Source organism: Microbulbifer weihaiensis (assembly GCF_048323715.1).
Taxonomy (GTDB): Bacteria; Pseudomonadota; Gammaproteobacteria; order Pseudomonadales; family Cellvibrionaceae; genus Microbulbifer.
In genome coordinates, this window is sequence record NZ_JBLWFL010000007.1 from 173,449 (window position 1) to 197,351 (window position 23,903).

The following is a 23,903-nucleotide window of genomic DNA, read 5'->3' on the forward strand; positions in this document are numbered from 1 at the left end:
CTGACCCTATGCACCACGATCAACCCAACAACCCACTCCACGGCATCAAGCTGGAGACCATCGTGATTGAGCTGGAAGAGTATTTCGGTTGGGAGGGCCTCGCGGAGCGGGTGCCGGTGAACTGCTTCAAAAATGATCCGTCGGTCAAATCCAGTCTAAAGTTTTTACGTAAGACCCCCTGGGCCCGGGAAAAGGTGGAAGCGCTGTACGTCGCTACCTTCTGCCGGGAAAACCCGTGGAAGACCTCCTGAACCCAACGGTTTGGTTCTGCCGATGAGTAAACACGCGCTCCGCTCACTACTGCTGTTATTCACAGGTTTGATGGCTGCCTGCACCGGGATACCGGAAGGCATACAACCTGTGGATAACTTTGCGCTCAACCGGTATCTGGGCACCTGGTATGAAATCGCGCGCCTGGATCACTCGTTTGAGCGCGGGCTGACGAATGTCACCGCGGAGTACAGCCTGCGGGACGACGGCGGTGTGAGGGTTGTGAACCGGGGCTACTCGAAAGAGAAAGGCGCCTGGGAGTCGGCGGAGGGCAAGGCCTACTTTGTCGGAGACCCCACGATCGCTCATCTCAAGGTATCCTTTTTCGGCCCTTTCTATGGATCCTATATCGTGTTCGACCTGGACAAGGAGTACCGCTACGCGATGGTAGCCGGGCCGAGCCGCTCCTACCTGTGGCTGCTGGCGCGCAAGCCCGAGGTCGATGCGCAGACCCGGCAGGCGTTTCTGGCGCGGGCTGCCGAGCTGGGCTTCGATACCTCCAGAATCCTGTTCGTCTCCCAGGATCCGGTATCTTCACCGTCGCCGTGAAACGGATTCCCAGCCTTTCCTATACTGCGATTATCTGTGGGAAAACTGTGCAGTGGGGATCATGTGGGTGCAATCCGGCGAAGACAATTTCTGCGTTCCCAGTTGGCGCTTGCCGGCGGCTTGCTCGCCGGCCCGGCAGCTCTGATCGCATCCCAGGGGACCCGGGATCCCGCAACGCCGTCGGTTGAGGCGGCCGCCCGCCGGCTGGACAAGTTCTTCACGGTTTCGCGCAACCTGCTCTCTCCCCTCCCCCTCAACGCCCGCATCGACAAGCGCGTTGCGGTGCGCCTGTTGACCATCCTCAATCGCAAGTACGACGACTTTGAGCACCAGCTGGATCAGCTCAGCGAAAATCCGGATGCCTCACAGCGCCATTCACAGGCGGCACAGCGCATCGTTGCCGCCTGGTACACCGGTGTTATCGAGGGCAAGTTGGTGACGTTCGAGCGCGCGCTGATGTACCGAGTGGTGGCCGATGTACTGCCGGTTCGAACCTACTGCACGGGCAAACCGGGCGACTGGGCCAGTGCACCGCTGCCGCGTTACGGTGAGGTGTGACCGGTGGCAGACGCAGCCGCTGAGTTTGTCATCGTTGGCTCCGGGGTGGCCGGTGCGCTGGTGGCCAGTGAGCTGGCGCGCGCCGGAAAAACCGTGATCATGCTGGAGGCAGGCCCGCGCCTGCCGCGCTGGCAGACCGTGGAGCGTTACCGCAACCAGGCGGATAAAACCGATTTTATGGCGTGCTATCCCAGCGCGCCCTGGGCACCGCACCCGGAGTACGGTGCCGGCAAAAACGACTACCTGATCCTCAAGGGCCGCCACCGTTTCAACTCCCAGTACATCCGCGCGGTGGGTGGCACTACTTGGCACTGGGCGGCGTCCTGCTGGCGCTTCCTGCCCAGTGATTTCAAGCTCAACAGCCTGTATGGCGTCGGTCGCGACTGGCCCATTGAATACGCGGACCTGGAGCCCTGGTACCAGCGCGCAGAGGCCGAACTCGGGGTCTGGGGACCGGCGGACGAGGATCTCGGATCGCCGCGCCGCCAGCCCTACCCCATGAACCCGCTGCCATTGTCGTACAACGAGGCGCGCATCAAGCAGCGCATGAATGCGCACAACCCGGATTGGCGGGTGGTCACCGAACCGGTGGCGCGCAACAGCCGCCCCTATGACGGCCGCCCAACCTGCTGCGGCAACAACAACTGTATGCCGATCTGCCCGATCGGAGCCATGTATAACGGCATCATCCATGTGGAAAAGGCTGAGGCCAGCGGTGCCGGGCTGATCCACAGCGCCGTGGTAAACCGGCTGGTGAGTGAGGGTGATCGCATCGTCGCGGTGGAATACAAAGACCCTGCGGGCAACAACTTCCGGGTCGACGGGAAAACCTTCGTTCTGGCAGCGAATGGCATCGAAACACCCAAACTGATGCTGCTTTCCCGCGGCCACCACCATCCCGACGGGGTTGGCAATCACTCCGACATGGTCGGTCGCAACCTGATGGATCACCCCGGTACGGGTATCCGTTTCTACGCCGACGAACCCCTGTGGCCCGGGCGCGGCCCGCAGGAAATGACCTCGGTGGTGGGTTTCCGCGATGGCGACTTCCGGGCCGAATACGCCGGTAAAAAACTGCACCTGTCGAACTTGTCCGCCGTTGATCATGCCGCCCATGTGGCCCTGGGGGAAAACCTCGGCGTGGACGTTCCCGCACTCAACGCGCGTATCCGCGACCTGGCTGCCCGCTATGTGGAGTTCAACAGCTTCCACGAGTTACTGCCGGATCCCGGTAACCGCATAGTGCCAAGCGCCACGGAGAAAGATGCCAGTGGTATTCCGCGCCCGGAAATCACCTACAGCATCGGCGACTATGTGGCCAGGAGCGCCCGGCACACCCGCGAGACCTACAGCGAGATAGCGCGTTTACTGGGTGCCACCGGAATCACCTACACCGATGAATTCGCGCCCAATAACCACATCACCGGTACCACGATCATGGGCGCGCGCGCGGAAGACTCGGTCGTGGACAAGGACTGCCGCACCTTCGGCCACCCGAATCTGTTCATTGCCGGCAGTTCCGTGATGCCCAGTGTGGGCACGGTGAATGTCACCCTCACCATCGCTGCGCTGGCACTGCGCCTGGCGGATCAGCTGCTGCGGGAGGCGTGAGATGCGGGTCGCTGATCACTCGGATGACAGGGGGTGGTGCTGGTGGCTGCCGCTATTGGCGCTGTGCCTGCAGTTGTGGCCTGCCTGGTCGCAGGCCCAGGAAATCTGGGACGCGGCCGGTGCGCTGGAAGTGAACCGGGAGCTGAACCGCCCGGAGCTGATCGCCAGGGGCCGCTACCTGGCTGTGCTTGGGGACTGCAAGGCCTGCCATACCGCCGCGGATGGTTTGCCGTTCGCCGGTGGCAGACCGATGCCGGTGCCGGGACTGGGAACCCTGTATACCAGCAATATCACCCCGGATCTCAAAGCTGGAATCGGCAGCTGGAGCCTGGAGGAGTTTGACCGCGCCCTGCGCCGCGGCATCGGCAAGGATGGCGACAACCTGTATCCGGCGATGCCGTATGAAGCCTATGCCAGGGTGACGGACGAGGATATCCGCGCGCTGTACGCCTATTTCCTGTTCGGCGTAACGCCGGTGCACAACCAGCCGCCGGCGAACGAAATCCCGCGCTGGCTGAGCGCGCGCTGGCCGCTGAAAATCTGGAACTGGCTGTTTGTCGGGCGCGACGTGTTCGAGCCGGATCCCGGGCGAAGCAGCGCCTGGAACCGCGGTGCCTACCTCGTGCAGGGACTGACCCACTGCGGCGAGTGTCACACACCGCGCGGCCTCGCGTTTCAGGAAAAGGCATACAACGAGCGCCAGCGGGGTTTCCTGGCGGGCGGGCCAGTGCTGGATGGCTGGGAGGCATACAACATCACCCCGGATCCGGATAGCGGCATCGGCAAGTGGACCGCCGAGCAGCTGGCGCAATACCTGAAAACCGGCCACGTAAACCGCCTCGCGCAGGCCGGCGGGCCGATGGCGGAGGCGATTGAGAACAGTTTTGCCCTGGTGCGTGACGACGATATTGCCGCGATTGTCACCTATCTGCGCAGTATTCCCGCGGTAAAAGGTAAAGATCGCCGTCCGCGCCAGAGCCTGGGCGCGCCGGCCAGCGACGTGATTCCGCTACGCGGGAACACCTTTGAGGAAGACATCGGCGGTGGCCGCGAAAATACCGCGGACGGTGCGCGCCTGTATCTCGGGCTCTGTGCCAGCTGCCACGGTGTGGATGGCGCCGGCAGTGCTGATGGCTATTACCCTTCCCTGTTCCACAATTCCACCGTAGGTGCCCACAGCGACCACAACCTGCGTCGTACCATTCTCGATGGTGTATCGCGCACCGTTGGTGGCCACGAAAAAATGATGCCGGGCTTTGCGCCCCAGTTGAACGAGGTGCAGTTTGAGGCACTGCTGCGCTATCTACGTCACCAATTCGGCAGCGCAGAAAGTGCGCCGGCTGACTGAGGGATAGCTTAATACCCGAGATACCCGGGCGTTACAGCCCGGGCGTCACGGTTTGCTTGCCTGGTTTTTTCCTGTCGAAATCCTTCCAGTGGTGATCCAGGTGCAGATCCGGATCCCGGCGGTCTTCGCGCAGGGCCTGGAGCAGCTGCTCTCGGTAGATGCGGGTCTGGGCGATGTGCTGTGACTCGTCGCGCCAGTAGGGGAACAGGGACTCCAGCATGCGCTGGTCGTGCTGCTTGAATTTGCGCGCCGAGCGCTTTGCCTGGTGCTTCGACAGTCCCAGCAGTTCCAGCGCTCCGGCACCGATATCCAGCGCACTGTCCACGGTCTCGCGGTAGATATACTGCACCCCGGCCTCCATCAGCGCGTACTGGTGCATGCGGTTGCGCGCGCGCGCAAGGATGGTCAGGTGCGGGAAGTGTTTCTGGATGCGGCTGACAATTTCCAGCGACGCCGCCTGGTCACTCAGGGTGAGGATGACAATCTTTGCATTCTCGGCGCCGGCGGCGTGCAGCAGGTCTTCGCGGGAAGCGTCGCCGTAGTAGGCCTTGATCCCGTAGCGGCGCACCAGCTCCAGCTGCTCGGCATTGTGCTCAAGCAGGGTGGTGCCGAAGCCGCAGGCATTCAGCAGGCGCCCGGCAATCTGCCCGTAGCGGCCATAGCCGATGATGATCACCGGGGTGCCGTCGTCCTGGGGCGCAGAGTCTGTCAGGTCGGGATGCTGCGGGCCGGTAAAAAACCGCGGCTGGATCAACCGCTCATAGGTAAGCAGCAGCAGCGGCGTCAGCGCCATGGACAGCGCGATCAGCGCGATCAGCAGGCTGCTCACATCTGACGTCAGTACCCGGTTCTGGCTGGCGTAGGCCAGCAATACAAAACCGAATTCCCCCGCCTGCGCCAGGGATACCGCAAACAGCCAGTCCTCCCCTTTCGCCATACCGCGCATGCGCGCCAGTGCAAACAGCACGGCGAATTTCACTGCCACCAGCAGCCCCAGCAGCCCTAGCAGCAACAGCGGCTTCTGCATCACCAGCGCGAGATCCAGGTTGGCACCCACGGCGAGGAAAAACAGGCCGAGCAACAGGCCCTTGAACGGCTGGATATCCGCTTCCAGCTCGTGGCGGAATTCGCTTTCGGCCAGCACCACACCGGCGATAAACGTACCCAGTGCCGGCGACAGGTTCAGCCAGGTCATGATGGCGGCGGCGCTGAGCACGATCAGCAGGGAGCAGGCGGTAAACAGCTCGCGGGTGCGGGAACCCACCACCAGCCGCAGCAGTGGTGTCAGCAGGTAGCGGCCTGCCAGCACCAGTCCGCCGATCGAAAGCAAAACCGCCGCGGCATATCCCCAGCCCTGCAGCTGCCCCGGCGCCGCCGGGTTGACGTCGGCGGTGGCCAACAGTGGCAGCAGCGCCAGGATCGGGATCACCGCAATGTCCTGGAACAGCAACACGCTGAAGGCATTGCGCCCGCCCTCGGTCTTGAGCAGGTTTTTCTCCGACAGGGACTGCAACACGATGGCGGTGGAAGACAGGGCGAGAATCAGGCCCACGGCGGTGGCGCTGCGCCAGTCGAAGCCGAACAGGGAAATGGCAATGGCACCCACGGCAGCGGTGGTGAGCAACACCTGGGCGCCGCCGGTGCCGAAGATGGATCCGCGCATGGCCCACAGCTTGCGCGGCTGCAGTTCCAGGCCGATGAGGAACAGCATCAGGGCCACGCCGAATTCCGCAAAGTGCAATTCGTCGCTGGTATCGCCGACCAGGGCGAACGCGTGGGGGCCGATCAGGACACCGGCCACCAGATAGCCGAGCACCGAGCCGAAACCGAGGCGTTTGGCGAGCGGCACCGAGAGCACCGCGGCGGCGAGAAAAATGACGGTCTGAAGCAAAAAATTATCGTGCGGCATGGCCTGGTTTCGAATTTGTTATAGGTGTTGGGCCGCGACCCGGGATTACTCAGTCGGGCAGCGGCGTGGCCGGATCCCCCTCCGGATATGCCGCGGCGCGGCTGCGGCGGATCAGCGGCGAGATGGTGGAACCCTGTACCACGATGGAAAAGAGTACCACGCCATAGGTCATCACCACCCACAAGTGGCGCAGGTCGTGGTTGCCGGCAACGGTATAGCCGGCCGGAATAGACATCGCCAGTGCCAGTGCCAGGCCGCCGCGCAGGCCGCCCCAGATCAGGATACGCCCGGTATAAGGGTGATAGGTGCGAAAGCGTTTCAGGAACAGGAACGGCGTGGTAACCGCGAGCACCCGCCCCAGCAGCACGATAATGATTGCCGCCACGATCAGCAGGTAATCCACCGGCTGGAAGTCGATGGTAATCAGGAACAGTCCCACCAGCAGGAACAGCAGGCCGTTGAGGAATTCCTCGGTGATGGTCCAGAAGTTGTCCAGCTCGTGCTGGCTCACCCGCGAGAAGCCTTTTTCACGGGTGAAGTTGCCGATGATGATACCGGCCACCACCATCGCCAGTGCGCCGGAAACCCCCAGCACATTGGCGGCGGCAAAACCGGCGGTGGGGATCACCAGGGTCAGCAGCAGTTCCAGGCTGTGGTCATTGGTGCAGCAGATCAGCCAGTGGAAGAGACCGCCGATGGCGAGGCCCATGGCAATACCGCCCAGCGCCTCCACCAAAAACAGGTGCGAGATTGCCGGCAGCGTCGGATCCACACCCTCGAAAGCCAGCGCGTAAATAACCGCGAACACCACCATACCGAAGCCGTCGTTGAACAGGGACTCCCCTTCCACCTGAATGGAAACCTGTTCCGGCGCGTGCATGCTCTTGATGATCGCCAGTACCGCGATCGGATCCGTAGGGGAAATCAGTGCGCCGAACAGCAGGCAGTACACCAGGTTCACCGGCAGGCCGATAAAGGCCAGGAACCAGTGCAGCATATAGCCCACCGCAAAGGTGGATATCAGTGTGCCGAAAATCGCCAGCAGCGAAATTTCCAGCTTCTGGTTGCGCAGCATCAGCAGGTCAATATGCAGGCTGCCGGCAAACAGCAGGAACCCGAGCATGCCCTTGAGCAAAATGTCTTCGAGGTTCATCACCGGCAGCAGCTGCGCTGCCCAGTCGCGCAATTCGACGATCTCGAACTTGCCCAGCGCCGTCACCAATAGCGAAAGCGCGAGCGCGCCGGCAGTAATGGCGATGGTGGTCTGGGTTCGGAGAACGTATTGGTTGAGGAAACCGAGAAAAACCGAGATGGCCGCGAGTAAACAAAAGGTGTAATAGACTTCCATGCCGCGGGATTACCTCGGTATTTTGCAGGGTTACGCGCGACTCCATTGCGCCCGCAACGCGGGCGGACGTGTGCCCGCCCCGCAAAATTACGGTGCTCAGTAATCGGTCAGGGTGCCATTATTGTAGTCGCGCAGGGTTTGTTCGATTTGCTCGCGGGTATTCATGACAAACGGGCCGTAGTGCGCCACCGGTTCATTCAGTGGCCTGCCGTGAAGCAGAAGCAGACCGGCGCCATCCGCGAGCGCGCGCAATTGTACCGCCTCGCCCTCTCCATACAACACCAGATTGCCCCGACCGATGCTGCCGCGCTCGGTTTGCAGGCTGCCGCGGTACACAAAAGCCATTGCCGTGTGGTCTTTCGGTAGTGGCAGGGTGACTTCCGCGCCGGCTGCGAGGCGAATATCGGCAACAGCTGCTTCCGCCGCAGCCTCGGTCAGCGGTGCCGCAACTTCCGCGTCGTTCACGACCCACTCGCCGGTGATCAGCCGTGCCTGCGAGCCCTCATCGTCGAGGGCCAACTCGCGGATTTCATCCGGCTGAATATCGCGCCACTCGGCTTTTGTCATTTTGTCTTTGGCCGCCATATTGATCCACAGCTGGAAGCCGTGCATACCGCCCTCGCCCTGACTCGGCATTTCCGAGTGAACAATGCCGCGCCCGGCGCGCATCCACTGGGCACCGCCCTGGCGAATGGCGCCGCGGTTGCCGAGGTGATCCCGATGCTCGAATTCGCCCGACAACATATAGGTCAGGGTCTCGATGCCCCGGTGCGGGTGCGGCGGAAAGCCGGCGATATAGTCGTCGGGATTCTCTGAGCGGATCTCATCGATCATCAGGAACGGACTCAGCTCCGGTGCCTGGAAGCCCGCGACCCGCCGGATCTTGACCCCGGCGCCATCCGCCGAAGCCTGGCTCGCCAGCGCGCGGATCGCGGGCCGGGAACCGCTGTTCAATGTGAAGTCTTGCATGGTTCTCTTCCTCCGTTTCCGGCAGTATAGGCCGATAAATCCGCTAGAAAATGGCAAATATTTGCAGCTAACATTCGACCCTATCGACAGGTTCTCGAAAATAAGCTCTTACTGATACAAAACAGGCAAAGGACGGTCTATGGCCAAGGTAACTCTGGAACAGTGGCGTATGTTTCAGGCGGTGGTGGAACACGGGGGCTTTTCCCAGGCCGCCGACGCGGTGCACAAGAGCCAGTCTTCCATCAACCACGCGGTGCACAAGCTGCAGGAGAGCCTCGGGATCTCCCTGCTGGAAGTGCGCGGGCGCAAGGCGGAGCTGACCGATGCGGGCCGCGTGCTGCTGAACCGCGCGGGCGGCTTGCTCGACGAGGCCGAGGCGCTGGAGGCGGTGGCCTCCAGCCTTGCTGCCGGCGCGGAAGCGCGCCTGACCCTGGCCGTGGATGTCATCTTTGACTACGACTGCCTGCTGAATGCGGTGGAGCGTTTCGCCGCCGAGTTTCCGCATACCCGGCTGGAAATTCGCGAGACGGTTTTGTCTGGCGCCGAAGAGTTGTTACTGCAGCAGGAGGCCGACTTCATCCTGACCGCGCGGGTGCCCCAGGGCTTCGTGGGCGAGCCGGTCTCAAGGGTGAAGTTTCTGCCCGTCGCCCACCCCGATCACCCCCTGCATAACCTCGGGCGCCCGGTGGAACGCAAGGACCTGAAAGCCAGCCGCCAGATCGTGATGCGGGATTCCGCGATCCGCAACCGCCAGGACAGCGGCTGGCTGGGTTCGGACCAGCGGATTACCGTGACCAACGTGCAGACATCGGTGGAACTGATCGAGCGCGGCCTGGGTTTTGCCTGGCTGCCGGAAACCCGCATCCGCGAGTCCCTCTCCGCCGACCGCCTGCTGCCCCTGCCTACTGAGGAACCCTGGGAGCGGGATGTTACCGTGTATCTCGTGTACGCCGATCAGGATCGCAGCGGGCCCGCGGCGTGCATGTTGCTGCGTGCGTTGCGGGAAGGCTTGCCGGCGTTTGAATAGGCCGTATTACCTGGCTGGCTCAGGCTGGGGGCGTTAAGCCACAGACTGCAGTGTATGATTTGAATAGAGGGCTGCTGCCATCCGGCTCAGCTCCACGCCATGCAACTCCGGGGCGGGGGGGAGGTGTGCATAAAGCAGAAGCTTCCTCCCCTCCCTCTTGATTTCCCCCGGCCGGAAAATCCGAAAAATCCGGCCATTCCCACCGAAAATTTGCGGTTTTAGTTCTTCTGCACCGAACTACACTGAACAGCGTTGTCAGTCCAACTATTGACTCAATCCAAGTCCAACGACTGAGGGCTTTACCATGAACAACCCTGTTCTCTGTGACTTCACCAAGCTGATCGCACGCATTCTTATGTCGGTGATGTTCATTGTTTCCGGCTTCGCAAAAATCGGCGCTTACGCCGGTACCCAGGAATATATGTCGTCGGTCGGCGTGCCCGGTGCCCTGTTACCGCTGGTGATCCTGCTCGAACTGGGCGGCGGCCTTGCCATCCTGTTCGGGTTTTTCACCCGCTGGGTCGCGCTCGCCTTCGCGCTCTTTTGCCTGGTCAGCGCGTGGCTGTTCCACAATGTACCCGGTGACCAGATGCAGCAGATCATGTTCATGAAAAACCTCACCATTGCCGGCGGTTTTCTGGTGCTGGCCTGCGCGGGGGCGGGCAAGTTCAGCTTCGACCATGCCATGGCCCGGGTCGGCGGCCGTCAATGAAGAAAAGTAAATAAATAAGATTTTCAGGAGCCACTATGGGATTACTGGTTAACGGCCAGTGGCAGGATCGCTGGTACGACACCGATAAGCACGGCGGGGAATTTGAGCGGGAGGCGGCGCAGCTGCGCAACTGGATCACCGCAGACGGCAGCGCCGGCCCCAGTGGTGAGGGCGGGTTTGTGGCGGAAAAGGGCCGCTATCACCTGTATGTGTCCCTCGCCTGCCCCTGGGCCCACCGCGCCCTGATCTTCCGCCAGTTAAAGCAGCTGGAGGATTACATCACGGTTTCAGTGGTCAGCCCGTACATGCTGGAGAGTGGCTGGAGCTTTGCGGAAGACGAGGGCAGCAGCGGTGACCACCTCTATGGCAGTGAATACCTGCACCAGGTCTATACCCGCAACCGCGGGGATTACACCGGGCGCGTCACTGTGCCGGTGCTGTGGGACAAGGACCGCGAGTGCATCGTGAGCAATGAATCGGCGGAGATCATCCGCATGTTCAATAGTGCCTTCAACGATCTCACCGGCGATGCGCAGGATTTCTATCCACAGGCGCTGCGCGGTGATATCGACGCCACCAACCGTGTTGTTTACGAAAACGTCAATAATGGGGTGTATCGCGCCGGCTTTGCCACGAGCAAAGACGCGTACGAGGCAGCCTATCACCGGCTGTTTGAAACCCTGGAGCAACTGGAGCAGCGGCTGGGCAAGAACCGCTATCTGACCGGGGACGCAATCACCGAAGCGGACTGGCGCCTGTTCACGACCCTGATCCGCTTTGATGCCGTGTACCACGGCCATTTCAAATGCAACAAGCAGCGGCTGGCGGACTACGCCAACCTGTGGGACTACGTGCGCGAGCTTTACCAGTGGCCGGGGGTGTCGGATACGGTGGACTTCCACCATATCAAGACCCATTACTACGCCAGCCACCGCAATATCAATCCCACCGGGATCGTGCCTCTGGGACCCGAGCTGGACTACTCAGCACCGCACGGCCGCGGCAACTAGCCGCGGGCCAATGGCGGCTCAGGCCGGAAATTCGGGGCTGTACTGGAAGGTCTCGAAGTCAGCTCGGTAGATACGCGCCACCTGATCCACCAGTCTTTCGTTGCTGTAGTAGCGGCGCAACTTCCTGGATGCACCGGTGGGCGGCGGCCCCGCGGTGGTGATCTGGTCGCGGTTGTCCGGCTGCAGGCGGCGCTTGATCTCATCCAGGTCGCTGTCGAGCGACTCAACCTTGCCGATAAAGTCCAGCTCCGCGGCCGGTACCAGCAGCAGGTCGGCTTGCGGCACCCAGTGGGCATTGCTGTAGAGGAACTGGCGGTTGTCGCTCAGTTTCTGAACAAATTCGTCAAACGTAATGTTGTTGCCCGGGCGCTCGGGAAAGCGCGCTATCTTGTCCAGGTACGCCGACAGTACCCGGGTGTAGGGATTGCGTACCACGGTGAACTTGAACAGGCCGGGAAAGCGCGACATGTCTGTCGTGCCCAGGCGTCCCGGGTGCGGGAATGTACGCTTGGCCTGCCGGGAAGGCAGGTCATAGCCCAGCTTCAGGCGCACCAGGTTCGTCACCATGGTGGAATTGGCGGCCTTGGGGATGCGGTTGTAAAAGAAGCCCAGTTCCATGTCCACCATCCCGCGGTCATTGGCACTGCGCATGGAAACCTCAGCGCGGAATGGGTAGCGCCGGTAAAACGGCCGCAGGGGCAGCGTGGCGCGGTTGAAGAGTAGTTTGTCGAGCAGTTGATGCATGTCGATGCCACTATCGGAAGTAAAACGGGGCGGCTGATGGGCGCAAATTTTATCACAGCCCGCCGCCGCCGATTGCGCTCTGGTACCAATCGGGCGCTTTTTTAGCCAGAAGTTCATGACCAACTCGGGAGATCAATTCAATGAAACTCTACTACGCACCCGGTGCCTGTTCCCTGTCCCCGCACATCGTGGCCTGCGAAGCGGGCATCGAGCTGGAGCTGTGCAAGGTGAACCTGAAGACCAAAGAACTGGAAAGCGGCGGTGATTACACCCAGGTTAACCCGAAAGGTTATGTGCCTGCGCTGCAGCTGGAAGGTGGTGAAGTGCTTACCGAGGGCCCGGCCATTGTGCAGTTCCTGGCGGAGCAGAAACCCGAACAGGGGCTGGCGCCGGAATACGGCACCCTGCCCCACTACCGTTTGCTGGAGTGGCTGAATTTCATCAGTACCGAAGTCCACAAGTCGTTTGTGCCCCTGTTCTGGGACGGCAACGACAGTGAAAAGCAGCGCGCCAAACAAGTCCTCGGCGACCGCTTCCAGTTTGTCGAGGACAACCTGGGCGGCGACTACCTGCTGGGTGACGATTTCAGCATCGCCGACGCCTACCTGTTTACCGTGTACAGCTGGTGCAGCAAGGTCGGTGTGGACACCGGCAACTGGCCGAAGCTCAAGGCCTTTGCCGAGCGCATGGCCGCCCGTCCGGGGGTGCAGAAGGCGATGCAGGACGAGGGGCTGGCCTAGGGTTCAGCGCGCGCGACCAATCTCGATCGGTTGCCGCGCGCGCGCGACAAAAAGCAGGCAGGCAAACGCGGCGGCCGCGCAGCACAGCATACCCGCGGCAATTGGCACCAAGGTTCCGGTGTGCACGCTATTGACCAGTCCGCCGAGCAGGCCGCCAGCGATAAAGATCGACGCCCCATAGAGCGCATTGGCAGTGCCGCTGATCCCGGGGAAAAATTCCAGGTAACAGGCGGCGCTGTTGGGGGTAATGATGCCGATGGCGCCCATGGCCATCACCAGCGGCAGCATCCACGCCAGCAGTGATTGCGCCTCGCCGAAATACAGTGTGCTCGCCAGCAGGACCACGCAGGCCGCGAGCTGCAGGCCGATACCCGCCTGCAGGATCTGGCGCGGCTCGAAGAACTTCAGCAGGCGAATATTCAGCTGCACCATTACCGCCAGCAGCAGCACACAGCTGCCAAACATCAGCGGAAACCGTGCCGCCGGCAGCGCGAAGTGTTCCATAAACACAAACGGTGCGGTGGTGATGTAGATGAACATACAGCCGCTAACCAGCGCCTGCGCGAACAGGAACCCCAGTGCCCGCGGTGTGCGGAAGATCTGCGCATAGTTGCGGAACAGGTTGCGGCGGGATTCCCGCTGCCGGCGCGCGCGGCGGAATTTCGATACGGTCTCCGGCAGCACACCGCGCACCAGCAGTAGCATCAGCGCACCGTACACCAGCAGAAACACGAAGATGCCGTGCCAGTCGCCCAGTGTCAGCAGCGTGGAGCCGATCACCGGCGCCACCAGCGGTGCGATCAGCATCATGGTCGCAATCATCGACATGACCCGCGCCGCTTCGCGGCCGCTGTACAGGTCGCGCACAATGGCACCGCTGATCACTGTGGCAAAACCGCCGCCCAGCGCCTGCAGGAAGCGCAGTGCCACCAGCCATTCCACACTGTTGGCCAGCAGGATCAGCGCGGTGCTGGCGATAAAGATCCCAAGGCCGATGGTGCCAACCACAATTCTGCCCCAGCGATCCGAGAGCGGCCCGCCGCACAGCTGGCCGATGGCAAACCCCAGCAGGTAGCTGGACACCGAGTGCTGCACCTGCGCGACGGTAACCCCGAGGGCTGCTGCCATGGCGGGAATTGCCGGCAGGTAGGTGTCGATGGCAAACGGAGTCAGGGCGACAAGCGCGGCCAGGCAGGGCGCGAGCCAGCGTGGCGGACGGGTGTCGGCGGTAAGGTTCAGCGGCGGCATGGCGACTCGGAAACAGCGGTAAAAAGGAGGTGCCGGCTGGGGGAAGCCCGTTCAGGTTGGGCCACATGCCGGCGATGGGCAGTGTGTACTGCGCGCGCATGGTAGCGGATCGGCGGCGGCAAACCCAAGGGGCAATTCCGGGCGATTGCCCGGAATGACAAATTAAAGTGAGGAACAGGGGCGAGTTATCGCGGACTCAGTCGCGGGTGGGATCGAACAGCAACTCGTCGCCGATATACAGGCTTTGCCAGTGCGACGGCCGCAGGCTGAAGTCGCCAGCGGACAGGCGCCCGCGCAGGCTGGCGAAGTCTTCGCGGGTCTGCCGGCTGCTGCTGGCGACCACCCGCCAGTCTTCATCCTGGTAAGCGTAAGCCAGAATACGCAGCCAGTGCGCCTCATCCCCGGTGGCCGGGGTAAAAATGAACAGCAGATATTCGCGCCCACCGTCGCCATCCAGATCCTGCGCCAGCCACAGGCACTGGCGGCGCGACTCGCCGCAATCATTGCCCTGACGGCGATAGTCGAAGGCGTCAGGTAACCGTTGACCCTCCGGCAGTACCGGGATGGCGTGCAGCTTGCGCGCGTCGGCGGCGGACTGCAGTGGGTTCTCCCGCAGTTTCCAGTCAATTTTGCCGGCGGCGAGCAGTTCCCCGACATAGGCGGCCAGTTTGGGATCCTGCTGCACCGCTGGCAGGCTCTGTAGGTCCTGCAATGCCGCCAGTCCTGGGCGGCCCAGTTGCTGGCGCAGGAAAAAGAAATCGAACTCCGCTGGCGCTACTCGCGATGAGGCCAGGCGCGCGGCCTGGTGGTGGGCACTGATCTGCCAGAAATTCAGCAGCGGTGTCTGGGTCAGCAGGCAGATTGCCAGCACCCAGAATGCCAGGCCGGTATTGATCTGGCGCAGGTTCCCGGACCAGAGGCTGTGCCGGCGCACGATCGCCAGGCTGTAGGCCAGCGCGAGCAGCGCGAGAGTCAGAGCCACCACCAGTGCCCACAGCCGCTCCGGGGTCCAGCCGTACTGCTGCACCCGAAGCGCCAGGCCGTACACGGCAAACGCGCAATAAAAAGGCGTCAAGGCGACTGCCAGCAGCAACAGGCGGTTGACCCACTTGGGGTAGCGGGCAAACGGGAAATCGTCCTGGATCACCCCGTTGGTGAAAAACAGCAGTGCGGCCACCAGCCATAACAGCAGAGCGCTGCCGCGGCCAGTATCCCAGATGGGCTGCAGCCCGGTGAAGGGCAGTGTCGCCAGAAATGCCAGCGTGAGCACGGCGAGCAGTGGCAGCAGCGCCATCAGCATGGTGCGCAGCAGTCGTTTCAGGGTGAGCACGAAACTTTGCTGGGCGCGGAACAGGATGGCGCCGCACCCGGCCACCAGCCAGGTCACCGGATAGATGAACCAGTCCTGCCTGAACCACTCGTGGAACAAATCTATCCCAACCAGGCGGAACAGCCCCTGCCACAGCAGCAAAATGAGCCAGAAGATGCCGGTAAAGGCCAGCGTGAGCGCCGCGGTCAGGGCGTTATCCCAGGAGTAGTGGAACAGTGCCGGGTAATCCGGGCGCTGCAGCGCGCGGTTACCGGTGGCGCTGGCACGCAACAGGAATGCGAGGATGAAGGTGGCGATGACGATGGCAATGGCATAGGCCACAGGCGGGCCGCAGTGAACCGTTTCCGCAGGTGTGCACTGATAGCCGCGGTAGATTGCCAGCAGGGCCAGGACGCCGGCGTAGCCGGCGATTACCCAGCGGGCGCTGTGGGCAACACGCGGGGCTGTGATCGCAATGACGAGGGGGGGTATTGCGATGGCGAGGGTGTAGCAGAGGTACTGCCAGACTGGCGACCAGCTTTCCACTGCATCAAAGAACTTGAGACCGTAGAGGGCCAGCCCCTGGATCAGTGCGCTGATGAGGATCACGCGCTTGTTGGCGTGCGTCAGGTTGCCAGGCTCCCCTGCGGACTCCGGCGCTTCGGCGGTCTGGATGCTTCCCTGCATTCCTGCGTCTCTTGTTTAGTGCTTCTCTTCCCGCAGGTTGTACAGCCCCTGTTTCAGCTTGAGCAGGTGTTCCTGCAACTTGGGCCCCTTGCGCTGGGCCACGCCGATGGCCAGCACGTCGATCACCACCAGGTGTGCGATGCGTGAGGACAGTGGGGTGTAGAGTTCGATGTCTTCCTCGACGTCCACTTCCAGCGGAATGGTCGCCTTGCGGGTAACCGGGGATCCACTCGGGCCGAGGCCGATCACGGTGGCGCCCTGCTGCTTGGCCATTTCCATTGAGCGCAGCAGCGAGGAGGTGCGGCCGCTCTGGGAGATCGCCACAACGACGTCACCGGGCTCCATGCTCATGGCCGACATGCTCTGCATGTGGTGGTCGGAGTGGGCGGCGGCGGCCAGCTGCAGGCGGAAGAATTTGTGCTTGGCGTCGGCGGCGACGGCACCGGAGGCGCCGAAGCCGAAGAATTCCACCCGCTTGGCGGCGGCGATGGCGGTCACGGCGGCCTCGAGGGCGCGGTTGTCGATCTTGTCGCGCACGTTCAGCAGGGTATCGACTGTGGAGTCGAACACCTTGCGCTTGTATTCGGCGATGGTGTCGGTGTCGGTGACCGCGATCTGGCCGAAGCTGGGGCTTGAGGCCAGCTGCTGGGCGAGATTGAGCTTGAATTCCTGGAACCCGGAGCAGCCCACGGCGCGGCAGAAGCGCACCACAGTGGGTTCGCTGACCTGGGCTTCGGTTGCCAGGTCGACGATACGCATATGAATGATTTCGTCGGGATTGGCGAGGATATATTCAGCGACCTTGCGCTCTGATTTGCGCATGGAACTCAATTGTTCGCTGATCTTCTGCGTGACTTCCGCTGGCTTCACGACATTACCTTACTCTGGTTCAAGCCGTGCAGTTTAGCGGCACAGGCGGGTGCTGGCGAGCACTGCGGGTATCGTAGAAGCCTGCATGCTGGCGAATCGCTGAGCACATACCAGAATTGGTGGCGGGTCTGCTGCCGGGTGCGCCTTCGCCGGACACGCCGTAAACCCATCCCTGGGGGCTCGGCTGCGGCCGTCCTGGCCGCAGACGGTCCGGCGAAGGCGCACCCGGCAGCAGTCCCTTCGCAGCCAGTAGTTGTGGATATAAATCCTGTTCATATAAACAGGTATCCAGCCGTGGCTCTGATACAATCCCCGCCCATGGACGTATCACTACTTTTAGACCCCCTGAACGACGCCCAGCGCGAGGCCGTGGCCGCGCCCCCGGGTAACCAACTGGTTCTGGCCGGCGCCGGCTCGGGCAAGACCCGTGTGCTGGTGCACCGCATCGCCTGGCTGATGCAGGTCGAGGGCGCCTCGCCCTACTCCATCATGGCCGTGACCTTCACCAACAAGGCCGCGCGCGAAATGCGCGGGCGCATCGAAGAATTGCTGGGGATGAACACCTTCGGCATGTGGGTGGGAACCTTCCACGGCCTTGCCCACCGCCTGCTGCGCGCCCACTGGCAGGAAGCGAAACTGCCGCAGAACTTCCAGATCCTCGACAGCGACGACCAGCTGCGCCTGATCAAGCGGGTGCAGAACGAGCTGGGGCTGGACGAGAAGAAGTGGCCGCCGCGGGAAAGCCAGTGGTGGATCGGTGCGCAGAAAGACGAAGGGCTGCGCCCGCAGTACATTCAGCTCACCGGCGATCCGTGGCTGCAGACCATGGTGACGATCTACAGCGCGTATGAGGCAGCCTGCCAGCGCGCGGGCGTGGTGGATTTCGGCGAGCTGCTGCTGCGCGCGCACGAACTGCTGCGCGACAACGACGGCATCCTTGCCCACTATCGCCGCCGCTTCCCGTATATCCTGGTGGATGAGTTCCAGGACACCAATACCATACAGTACGCCTGGCTTCGCCTGCTGGCAGGCAACGAGTGCCGGATCACTGCGGTGGGCGATGACGACCAGTCTATCTACGGCTGGCGCGGCGCCAAGATCGAAAACATCCAGCACTTCGAGCAGGACCTGCACGAGGTGCAGATGGTGCGCCTGGAGCAGAACTACCGCTCCACCAGCACCATCCTGAAGGCGGCCAATGCGGTGATCGCCAACAACAGCGACCGCCTCGGCAAGGAACTGTGGACCGAGGGCGACGAGGGCGAGCCGATCGCGCTCTACTCCGCCTACAACGAGCAGGACGAAGCGCGCTTTATCGTCGAGCGCATCCAGGACTGGGTGCGCGATGGCAACCGCCGCGACAGCGTGGCCATCCTCTACCGCTCCAACGCCCAGTCGCGGGTGCTGGAAGAAGGCCTGCTGCGGGAACAGGTGCCCTACCGCATCTACGGTGGCCAGCGCTTCTACGAGCGCATGGAAATCAAGAACGCGCTTTCGTACATGCGCCTGATTACCAATCGCCACGACGACACCTCCTTCGAGCGGGTGGTGAACACCCCGACCCGCGGCATCGGCGCGCGCACCGTGGAGCTGGTGCGTGAATTCGCGCGCGAGCACGGCAGTTCCATGTGGTCGGCGGCCGAGAAAATGCTGCAGCAGAAAGTGCTCGCGGCCCGCGCCGGCAATGCCCTGGCCAGCTTCCTCAGTCTGGTGGACGCACTGGACGAAGAGAGTGTCGACAAGACCCTCGATCATATTGCCGAGCTGGCGATCGAGAAGACCGGCCTGGTGGATTTCCACAGCAAGGAAAAAGGCGAGAAAGGCCAGACCCGGGTGGAGAACCTACAGGAACTGGTGAGCGCGTGCCGCGCCTTCGACGGTGTGCCCCAGGCCACCGACGCCGAGGGTGAAGTGGTGGACGAAGAAGAAGTCTCCCTGCTCAACCAGTTCCTCGACAGCGCCGCGCTGGATGCCGGCGAAGGCCAGGCGGATGAGTTCGAGGATGCGGTGCAGCTGATGACCCTGCACTCGGCCAAAGGCCTGGAGTTTCCGCTGGTGTTCATGGCCGGGGTGGAGGAAAACCTGTTCCCGCACAAAATGTCGGCGCAGGAGCCGGGGCGCATGGAGGAGGAGCGGCGCCTGTGTTACGTGGGCATCACCCGCGCGATGCAGAAGCTGTATATCACCTACGCCGAGAGCCGCCGCCTGTTCGGCACCGAGACCTACAACAAGCCGTCGCGGTTTGTGAATGAAATCCCGCCGAACCTGGTGCATGAAGTGCGTCTCAAGACGGAGATCTCCAAGCCCCTGTTCCAGCCCAACTACGGTAAATTTGGAAGCGGTATCAACCCCTACTCCGACCCGGCGCCGGAGTTCGACGACGACCTGCCGCCTCTGGCACTGGGCGGCCGCGTGGAACACGCCAAGTTCGGCGAGGGCACGGTGGTCCAGTTCGAGGGCTCGGGGCCGCGCGCGCGCGTGCAGGTCAACTTCGACGATGCCGGCAGCAAGTGGCTGGTGGTGTCCATGGCCAAGTTACAGCCGCTTTAAGGCCGCCACTACCCGGATAAATGGCACCGTCATCCCGGACTTGATCCGGGATCCAGCTAACCGCAGGCTATGCAAAAGTTTTAAAGTGCCTGCTATTCCCACTGGATCCCGGCATACGCCGGGATGACGTAAAAAACGAACAATAAAAATTCAAATGGATATGAAAAAACTCAACTGGTATCCCGCCGTCATCCTCGGCCTGCTTGCGCTCTTGGTAGTTACTTTCGGTGCCTTGGTGGTATCGAGGGTGGATAGCGCACAAAGCGTAACGTCATACGACAGCTCTTCCCCCAACCCGTCGGGCCAGCAAACCTACGAATGGAAACTGGTCACCACCTGGCCGAAAAACTTTCCCGGTCTCGGCAGCGCGCCGGAGCGCTTCGCGCGCAAGGTCGCGGAAATGTCCAATGGCCGCCTGACCATCAAGGTCTACGGCGCGGGCGAGCTGGTACCGGCAATGGGCGTGTTTGGCGCAGTGTCCGATGGCGCGGCCCAGGTGGGGCACGGCGCGGCCTATTACTGGAAGGGCAAGATCCCGGCCGCACAGTTTTTTACCGCGGTGCCTTTCGGGCTCAACGCCCAGGAAATGAATGGCTGGCTGCACTACGGCGGCGGCCAGGAACTGTGGGAAGAAATCTACGCGCCCTTCAATCTGATCCCTATGGCCGGCGGTTCCACCGGGGTGCAGATGGCAGGCTGGTTTAACCGGGAAATCAATTCCGTCGAGGATCTGCAGGGGCTGAAAATGCGCATCCCGGGCCTCGGTGGTGACGTTCTGAACCGCGCGGGCGGCACCGCGGTGACCATCCCCGGGGGCGAGCTGTACACCGCGCTGCAGACCGGTGTCATCGATGCCACCGAGTGGGTCGGCCCCTACAACGACCTCGCCTTCGGTTTCCACCAGATCGCCAAATACTATTACTACCCCGGTTGGCACGAGCCGGGTTCCATCCTCGAAATCATCGTCAACAAAACCGCCTTTGAAAAACTGCCGAAAGACCTGCAGGCCATCGTGCGCACGGCGGCCCGCGACGCCAACCAGGATATGCTCGACGAGTACACCGCGCGCAACAACCGCGCATTGCGGGAGCTGGTGGACGAACACCGGGTGGAATTGCGGCGGCTGCCGGACGATGTGATTGCCTACCTGAAAGCGATCAACGCGCAGATCATGGAAGAGACGGCGCTGGAAGATCCGCAGTTCCGGCGGGTATACGAGGCGTACAAGGCCTTCGAGCAGCAGGTGATCCCTTATCACCGCATCAGTGAAGAAGCGTATTACCAGACCCGGCACATTGAACAGAAGGCCGGGCAGGAATAAAAACGGGGCCTTGCGGCCCCGAATTTAAGCACGGTAAGCACTGAGGGAGGAGCGCTATCAGAAATCGTAGGCACCTGCCCCGGCTTCTGATGTTTTCTCTTCCGGCTTGTCCGCCACCATCACTTCGGTGGTCAGCATGAGTCCGGCAATGGAGCCGGCGTTCTGTAGCGCCGAGCGCGTGACCTTGGCCGGGTCGATGATGCCGAACTCCAGCATATCGCCGTATTCACCGGTCTGGGCGTTGTAGCCGAAACTGGCGTTGTCTGCGGTCTTGGCAGTGTCGCGCACGTTGTTCAGCACCACGCTGCCGTCCACGCCGGCGTTGGCAACGATCTGGCGGAAAGGCTCTTCCATTGCGCGCAGGGCAATGTTGATACCCACCTGCTGATCGTCGTTGGCACCCTTGAGGCCATTTTTGCGCAGGCTGTCGGCGACGCGCACCAGCGTGAGCCCACCGCCGGCGACAATGCCCTCCTCCACCGCCGCACGGGTCGCGTGGAAGGCGTCGTCCACCAGATCCTTTTTCTCTTTCATTTCCACTTCGGTCGCGGCACCGACCTTGATCACCGCGACGCCGCCCGCGAGCTTGGCCACGCGCTCCTGCAGTTTTTCCCGGTCGTAGTCGGAGCTGGAGTTTTCGATTTCCGCGCGAATTTGTTTCACGCGCACATCGATCGCCGCTTTGTCGCCAGCACCGTCCACCACCACCGTGTTGTCCTTGCCGATGACCACGCGCTTGGCGCTGCCCAGCTGTTCCAGCTGTACTTTTTCCAGGGTGAACCCCAGTTCTTCCGAGATCACCGTACCGCCGGTGAGAATGGCGATATCTTCCAGCATGGCCTTGCGCCGGTCGCCGAAACCGGGGGCCTTCACGGCTGCCACCTTGATGATGCCGCGCAGGCTGTTGACCACCAGCGTTGCCAGCGCCTCGCCCTCGATGTCTTCGGCGATCACCAGCAGCGGGCGGCCGGACTTGGCAACGGACTCGAGCAGCGGCAGCAGGTCGCGGATGCTGGAGATCTTTTTGTCAAACAACAGGATGTAGGGGTTATCCAGTTCCGCCTGCATTTTTTCCTGGTTGTTGATGAAATACGGGGAAAGGTAGCCGCGATCGAACTGCATGCCTTCCACCACTTCCAGTTCGTTGTGCAGCGACTTGCCTTCCTCGACGGTGATCACACCATCGCGGCCCACTTTCTCCATGGCGTCGGCGATGATCTTGCCGATGTCGTCGTTCCAGTTGGCCGACACGGTGGCCACCTGGCCGATCGACCTGGTGTCATCACAGGGCTTGGCCAGTTTTGCCAGCTCCTCCACCGCCGCCTTCACTGCGGTGTCGATGCCGCGCTTCAGATCCATCGGGTTCATGCCGGCGGCGATGGATTTGTGCCCTTCGCGCACCAGGGCCTGGGCGAGTACGGTGGCGGTAGTGGTGCCGTCGCCGGCCACATCGGCGGTTTTGGACGCGACTTCTTTCAGCATCTGCGCGCCCATGTTCTGGAACTTGTCCTTGAGCTCAATTTCCTTGGCTACGGACACGCCGTCTTTGGTGACGCGCGGAGCGCCGAAACTTTTGCTCAGCACGACGTTGCGGCCTTTGGGGCCCAGGGTCGCTTTTACGGCATCAGCGAGAATATTCACACCAGCCAGCATGCGTTCGCGGGCGTCGTCGGAAAATTTGACCTGCTTGGCACTCATGCGGCTTTCTCCTGTTCTTTCACTGATTCAATGACGGCAAAAATGTCGGATTCCTTAACGATGAGGTAGGTCTCACCGTCGTGCTTGATTTCGGTACCGGCGTACTGACCAAACAGCACGCGGTCTCCCACCTTGACCGCTAGGGGGCGCAGCTCACCGTTGTCGAGGGGCGCACCACTACCAGTGGCGATCACTTCTCCCTGGGTGGGTTTTTCGGCGGCCTTGTCCGGAATGACGATGCCACCTTTGGTGGTGGTTTCGGCGGCAAGGCGTTTGACAACCACCCGGTCGTAGAGCGGTTTGATACTCATCGGATTTCCTCCCAATAAGCATTTGCAGGATTCAATGGTTAAAGGTTGGTTGGTCGGCCAGGGTCTGGGTCTCCCGCCGACAATCGCGAAAATATGAGCCCGGAAACATTTTTCAAGGGTGGTTAAAAAAGAATTTTTATAAAAAATTTTTATAAAAATCCGGGTCCAAAAAATAGAAGCGCGATAAAAGCAGATTTATAGTTTTAGTGACCGACTGATAAGGAGGAGCAGATGCCATCCGTATCTCAAACCACCTTTGAACAGACACTGGCGGATTTTTTTCGCGAGCGCTTGCAGGCCGGCGCCGAAGACCTGGATCCGCGCCCGCAGGAGGAAACCCTGTGGTATCTGGGCAGCCTGCTGGCGCGGTTTGGCGACAGCGGCCAGGTGTTCAGTTATGACGCGGGCGAGCTCGCCATCCGGCCGCTGGCATTGCTGTACCGTGACGCCTTGGAGGTAGACAGCCACTACCACCGCTGCCTGATCCTGCGGCAATTGGGCGACCTCGCCCTGTTTATGGGCGCGCTCTTTCCTGATAACTACACGCGCCGCGGCATAAGCCGGGATTACTTTATCGGTATGGGCGGTGGCGCCTACGACTATCTCGGGGAAAATGCGCGGGACAATCGACGTGTGTTCCGCGAGTTATCCGCGCGCTTTGCCCGGCTGCTGGAGCTGGTGGCGGCGGCCTGTGGCCGCGGGCGGCAGATGGGTGCAACCGACATACTGCAGCTGTTCCAGCGTTGGCGAGAATCCGGCGACCCGCAACTGGCAGCACAACTGCGCGGGCTGGGCGTGATGCTTCCGGAGTCCGGCGGCATTCACTGACGCTGTTACGGGCCCAGCCTCTTCGAAAGCCAAACAAGCGGCGCTGAAGTTATTTGCGTATGTCACAATAATCACAATAAGCATTTGTGGCTGTTCGGCATTATTTTTATTTTTTGTAATGCCCGCGTGCTTTTGTGTCGTTTACGTAAGTTGATCGATTTTTCCTGCTTGATCCCCTTCTTTTGAAGAAAATTAATCAGTCTCTTCGCCACTCAAGTATGCACCGTGCTGGTGCCTTACCTGACTTTTATTCAATTTGGAATCGCCAAATCGGTGCAGTTACAAA

At 61.7% G+C, this 23,903-nt stretch carries 21 protein-coding genes; 12 read left to right on the forward strand and 9 right to left on the reverse strand.

The genetic code is table 11. The features are described from left to right. Positions 1-8: 8 nt before the first annotated feature. The 5 genes from ACNKU7_RS10965 (at position 9) to ACNKU7_RS10985 (ending at position 4,336) form a co-directional block, all read left to right on the forward strand. On the forward strand, positions 9-251 hold the full coding sequence (locus tag ACNKU7_RS10965) for a VF530 family protein (RefSeq protein WP_418297024.1): 243 nt from the start codon (positions 9-11) through the stop codon (positions 249-251). Between the two features lie 109 nt (positions 252-360). After that, complete coding sequence (locus tag ACNKU7_RS10970; RefSeq protein WP_418297025.1) at positions 361-819, forward strand: lipocalin family protein; 459 nt, start codon at positions 361-363, stop codon at positions 817-819. Between the two features lie 36 nt (positions 820-855). Next, positions 856-1,377, forward strand: coding sequence for a sugar dehydrogenase complex small subunit (locus ACNKU7_RS10975; RefSeq protein WP_418297026.1), 522 nt, complete (start codon positions 856-858; stop codon positions 1,375-1,377). Positions 1,378-1,380: 3 nt separating this feature from the next. Continuing rightward, on the forward strand, positions 1,381-2,988 hold the full coding sequence (locus ACNKU7_RS10980) for a GMC family oxidoreductase (RefSeq protein ID WP_418297027.1): 1,608 nt from the start codon (positions 1,381-1,383) through the stop codon (positions 2,986-2,988). A gap of 1 nt (position 2,989) precedes the next feature. Then, positions 2,990-4,336: a c-type cytochrome gene (locus ACNKU7_RS10985; RefSeq protein ID WP_418297028.1), complete on the forward strand. Its 1,347-nt coding sequence runs from the start codon at positions 2,990-2,992 to the stop codon at positions 4,334-4,336. Between the two features lie 31 nt (positions 4,337-4,367). Here the strand turns inward: ACNKU7_RS10985 and ACNKU7_RS10990 are convergent, their stop codons facing one another. From ACNKU7_RS10990 to ACNKU7_RS11000, 3 genes are all read right to left on the reverse strand, one after another. Beyond that, positions 4,368-6,227 carry a monovalent cation:proton antiporter-2 (CPA2) family protein gene (locus ACNKU7_RS10990; RefSeq protein ID WP_418297029.1) on the reverse strand — a complete coding sequence of 620 codons (1,860 nt, stop codon included), beginning with the start codon at positions 6,225-6,227 and terminating at the stop codon, positions 4,368-4,370. Between the two features lie 67 nt (positions 6,228-6,294). Then, on the reverse strand, positions 6,295-7,593 hold the full coding sequence (locus ACNKU7_RS10995; protein ID WP_418297030.1) for a cation:proton antiporter: 1,299 nt from the start codon (positions 7,591-7,593) through the stop codon (positions 6,295-6,297). 96 nt (positions 7,594-7,689) lie between these two features. Next, positions 7,690-8,562 carry a pirin family protein gene (locus ACNKU7_RS11000; RefSeq protein ID WP_418297031.1) on the reverse strand — a complete coding sequence of 291 codons (873 nt, stop codon included), beginning with the start codon at positions 8,560-8,562 and terminating at the stop codon, positions 7,690-7,692. Between the two features lie 139 nt (positions 8,563-8,701). Here ACNKU7_RS11000 and ACNKU7_RS11005 point away from each other — a divergent pair, with 139 nt between their 5' ends. The 3 genes from ACNKU7_RS11005 to ACNKU7_RS11015 all read left to right on the forward strand — a co-directional run bounded on the left by ACNKU7_RS11005 (position 8,702) and on the right by ACNKU7_RS11015 (position 11,311). Continuing rightward, complete coding sequence (locus tag ACNKU7_RS11005; protein ID WP_418297032.1) at positions 8,702-9,589, forward strand: LysR family transcriptional regulator; 888 nt, start codon at positions 8,702-8,704, stop codon at positions 9,587-9,589. A gap of 304 nt (positions 9,590-9,893) precedes the next feature. Next, positions 9,894-10,301, forward strand: coding sequence for a DoxX family protein (locus ACNKU7_RS11010; RefSeq protein ID WP_418297033.1), 408 nt, complete (start codon positions 9,894-9,896; stop codon positions 10,299-10,301). 35 nt (positions 10,302-10,336) lie between these two features. Further along, on the forward strand, positions 10,337-11,311 hold the full coding sequence (locus ACNKU7_RS11015; protein WP_418297034.1) for a glutathione S-transferase family protein: 975 nt from the start codon (positions 10,337-10,339) through the stop codon (positions 11,309-11,311). Positions 11,312-11,329: 18 nt separating this feature from the next. Here ACNKU7_RS11015 and ACNKU7_RS11020 read toward each other — a convergent pair whose 3' ends face one another. After that, positions 11,330-12,172 carry a sulfotransferase family protein gene (locus tag ACNKU7_RS11020; protein WP_418297035.1) on the reverse strand — a complete coding sequence of 281 codons (843 nt, stop codon included), beginning with the start codon at positions 12,170-12,172 and terminating at the stop codon, positions 11,330-11,332. A 23-nt stretch (positions 12,173-12,195) separates the two neighbouring features. On the opposite strand from ACNKU7_RS11020, the gene gstA reads away from it, so the two are divergent. Continuing rightward, positions 12,196-12,795: a glutathione transferase GstA gene (gene gstA, locus ACNKU7_RS11025; protein ID WP_418297036.1), complete on the forward strand. Its 600-nt coding sequence runs from the start codon at positions 12,196-12,198 to the stop codon at positions 12,793-12,795. Positions 12,796-12,798: 3 nt separating this feature from the next. Here gstA and ACNKU7_RS11030 read toward each other — a convergent pair whose 3' ends face one another. From ACNKU7_RS11030 to hexR, 3 genes are all read right to left on the reverse strand, one after another. Continuing rightward, the gene (locus ACNKU7_RS11030) at positions 12,799-14,043 is read right to left on the reverse strand and encodes a multidrug effflux MFS transporter (protein ID WP_418297037.1); all 1,245 of its coding nucleotides are present in this window, start codon (positions 14,041-14,043) and stop codon (positions 12,799-12,801) included. A gap of 196 nt (positions 14,044-14,239) precedes the next feature. Continuing rightward, on the reverse strand, positions 14,240-16,039 hold the full coding sequence (locus tag ACNKU7_RS11035) for a DUF4153 domain-containing protein (RefSeq protein WP_418297038.1): 1,800 nt from the start codon (positions 16,037-16,039) through the stop codon (positions 14,240-14,242). Positions 16,040-16,054: 15 nt separating this feature from the next. Beyond that, positions 16,055-16,909, reverse strand: coding sequence for a transcriptional regulator HexR (gene hexR / locus ACNKU7_RS11040; protein WP_418297039.1), 855 nt, complete (start codon positions 16,907-16,909; stop codon positions 16,055-16,057). A gap of 318 nt (positions 16,910-17,227) precedes the next feature. Here hexR and uvrD point away from each other — a divergent pair, with 318 nt between their 5' ends. Further along, the gene (gene uvrD / locus ACNKU7_RS11045) at positions 17,228-19,459 is read left to right on the forward strand and encodes a DNA helicase II (RefSeq protein ID WP_418297106.1); all 2,232 of its coding nucleotides are present in this window, start codon (positions 17,228-17,230) and stop codon (positions 19,457-19,459) included. Between the two features lie 154 nt (positions 19,460-19,613). After that, a complete protein-coding gene (locus ACNKU7_RS11050; protein ID WP_418297040.1) occupies positions 19,614-20,780 on the forward strand; it encodes a TRAP transporter substrate-binding protein in 1,167 nt (388 codons plus the stop codon). 57 nt (positions 20,781-20,837) lie between these two features. Here ACNKU7_RS11050 and groL read toward each other — a convergent pair whose 3' ends face one another. Beyond that, positions 20,838-22,478: a chaperonin GroEL gene (groL, locus tag ACNKU7_RS11055; protein ID WP_418297041.1), complete on the reverse strand. Its 1,641-nt coding sequence runs from the start codon at positions 22,476-22,478 to the stop codon at positions 20,838-20,840. After that, complete coding sequence (groES, locus tag ACNKU7_RS11060) at positions 22,475-22,789, reverse strand: co-chaperone GroES (RefSeq protein WP_418297042.1); 315 nt, start codon at positions 22,787-22,789, stop codon at positions 22,475-22,477. Before groES ends, groL begins: the two co-directional genes overlap by 4 nt. Before the next feature lie 231 nt (positions 22,790-23,020). On the opposite strand from groES, the gene ACNKU7_RS11065 reads away from it, so the two are divergent. Next, the gene (locus tag ACNKU7_RS11065) at positions 23,021-23,617 is read left to right on the forward strand and encodes a hypothetical protein (protein ID WP_418297043.1); all 597 of its coding nucleotides are present in this window, start codon (positions 23,021-23,023) and stop codon (positions 23,615-23,617) included. The last annotated feature ends 286 nt before the right edge of the window (positions 23,618-23,903 follow it).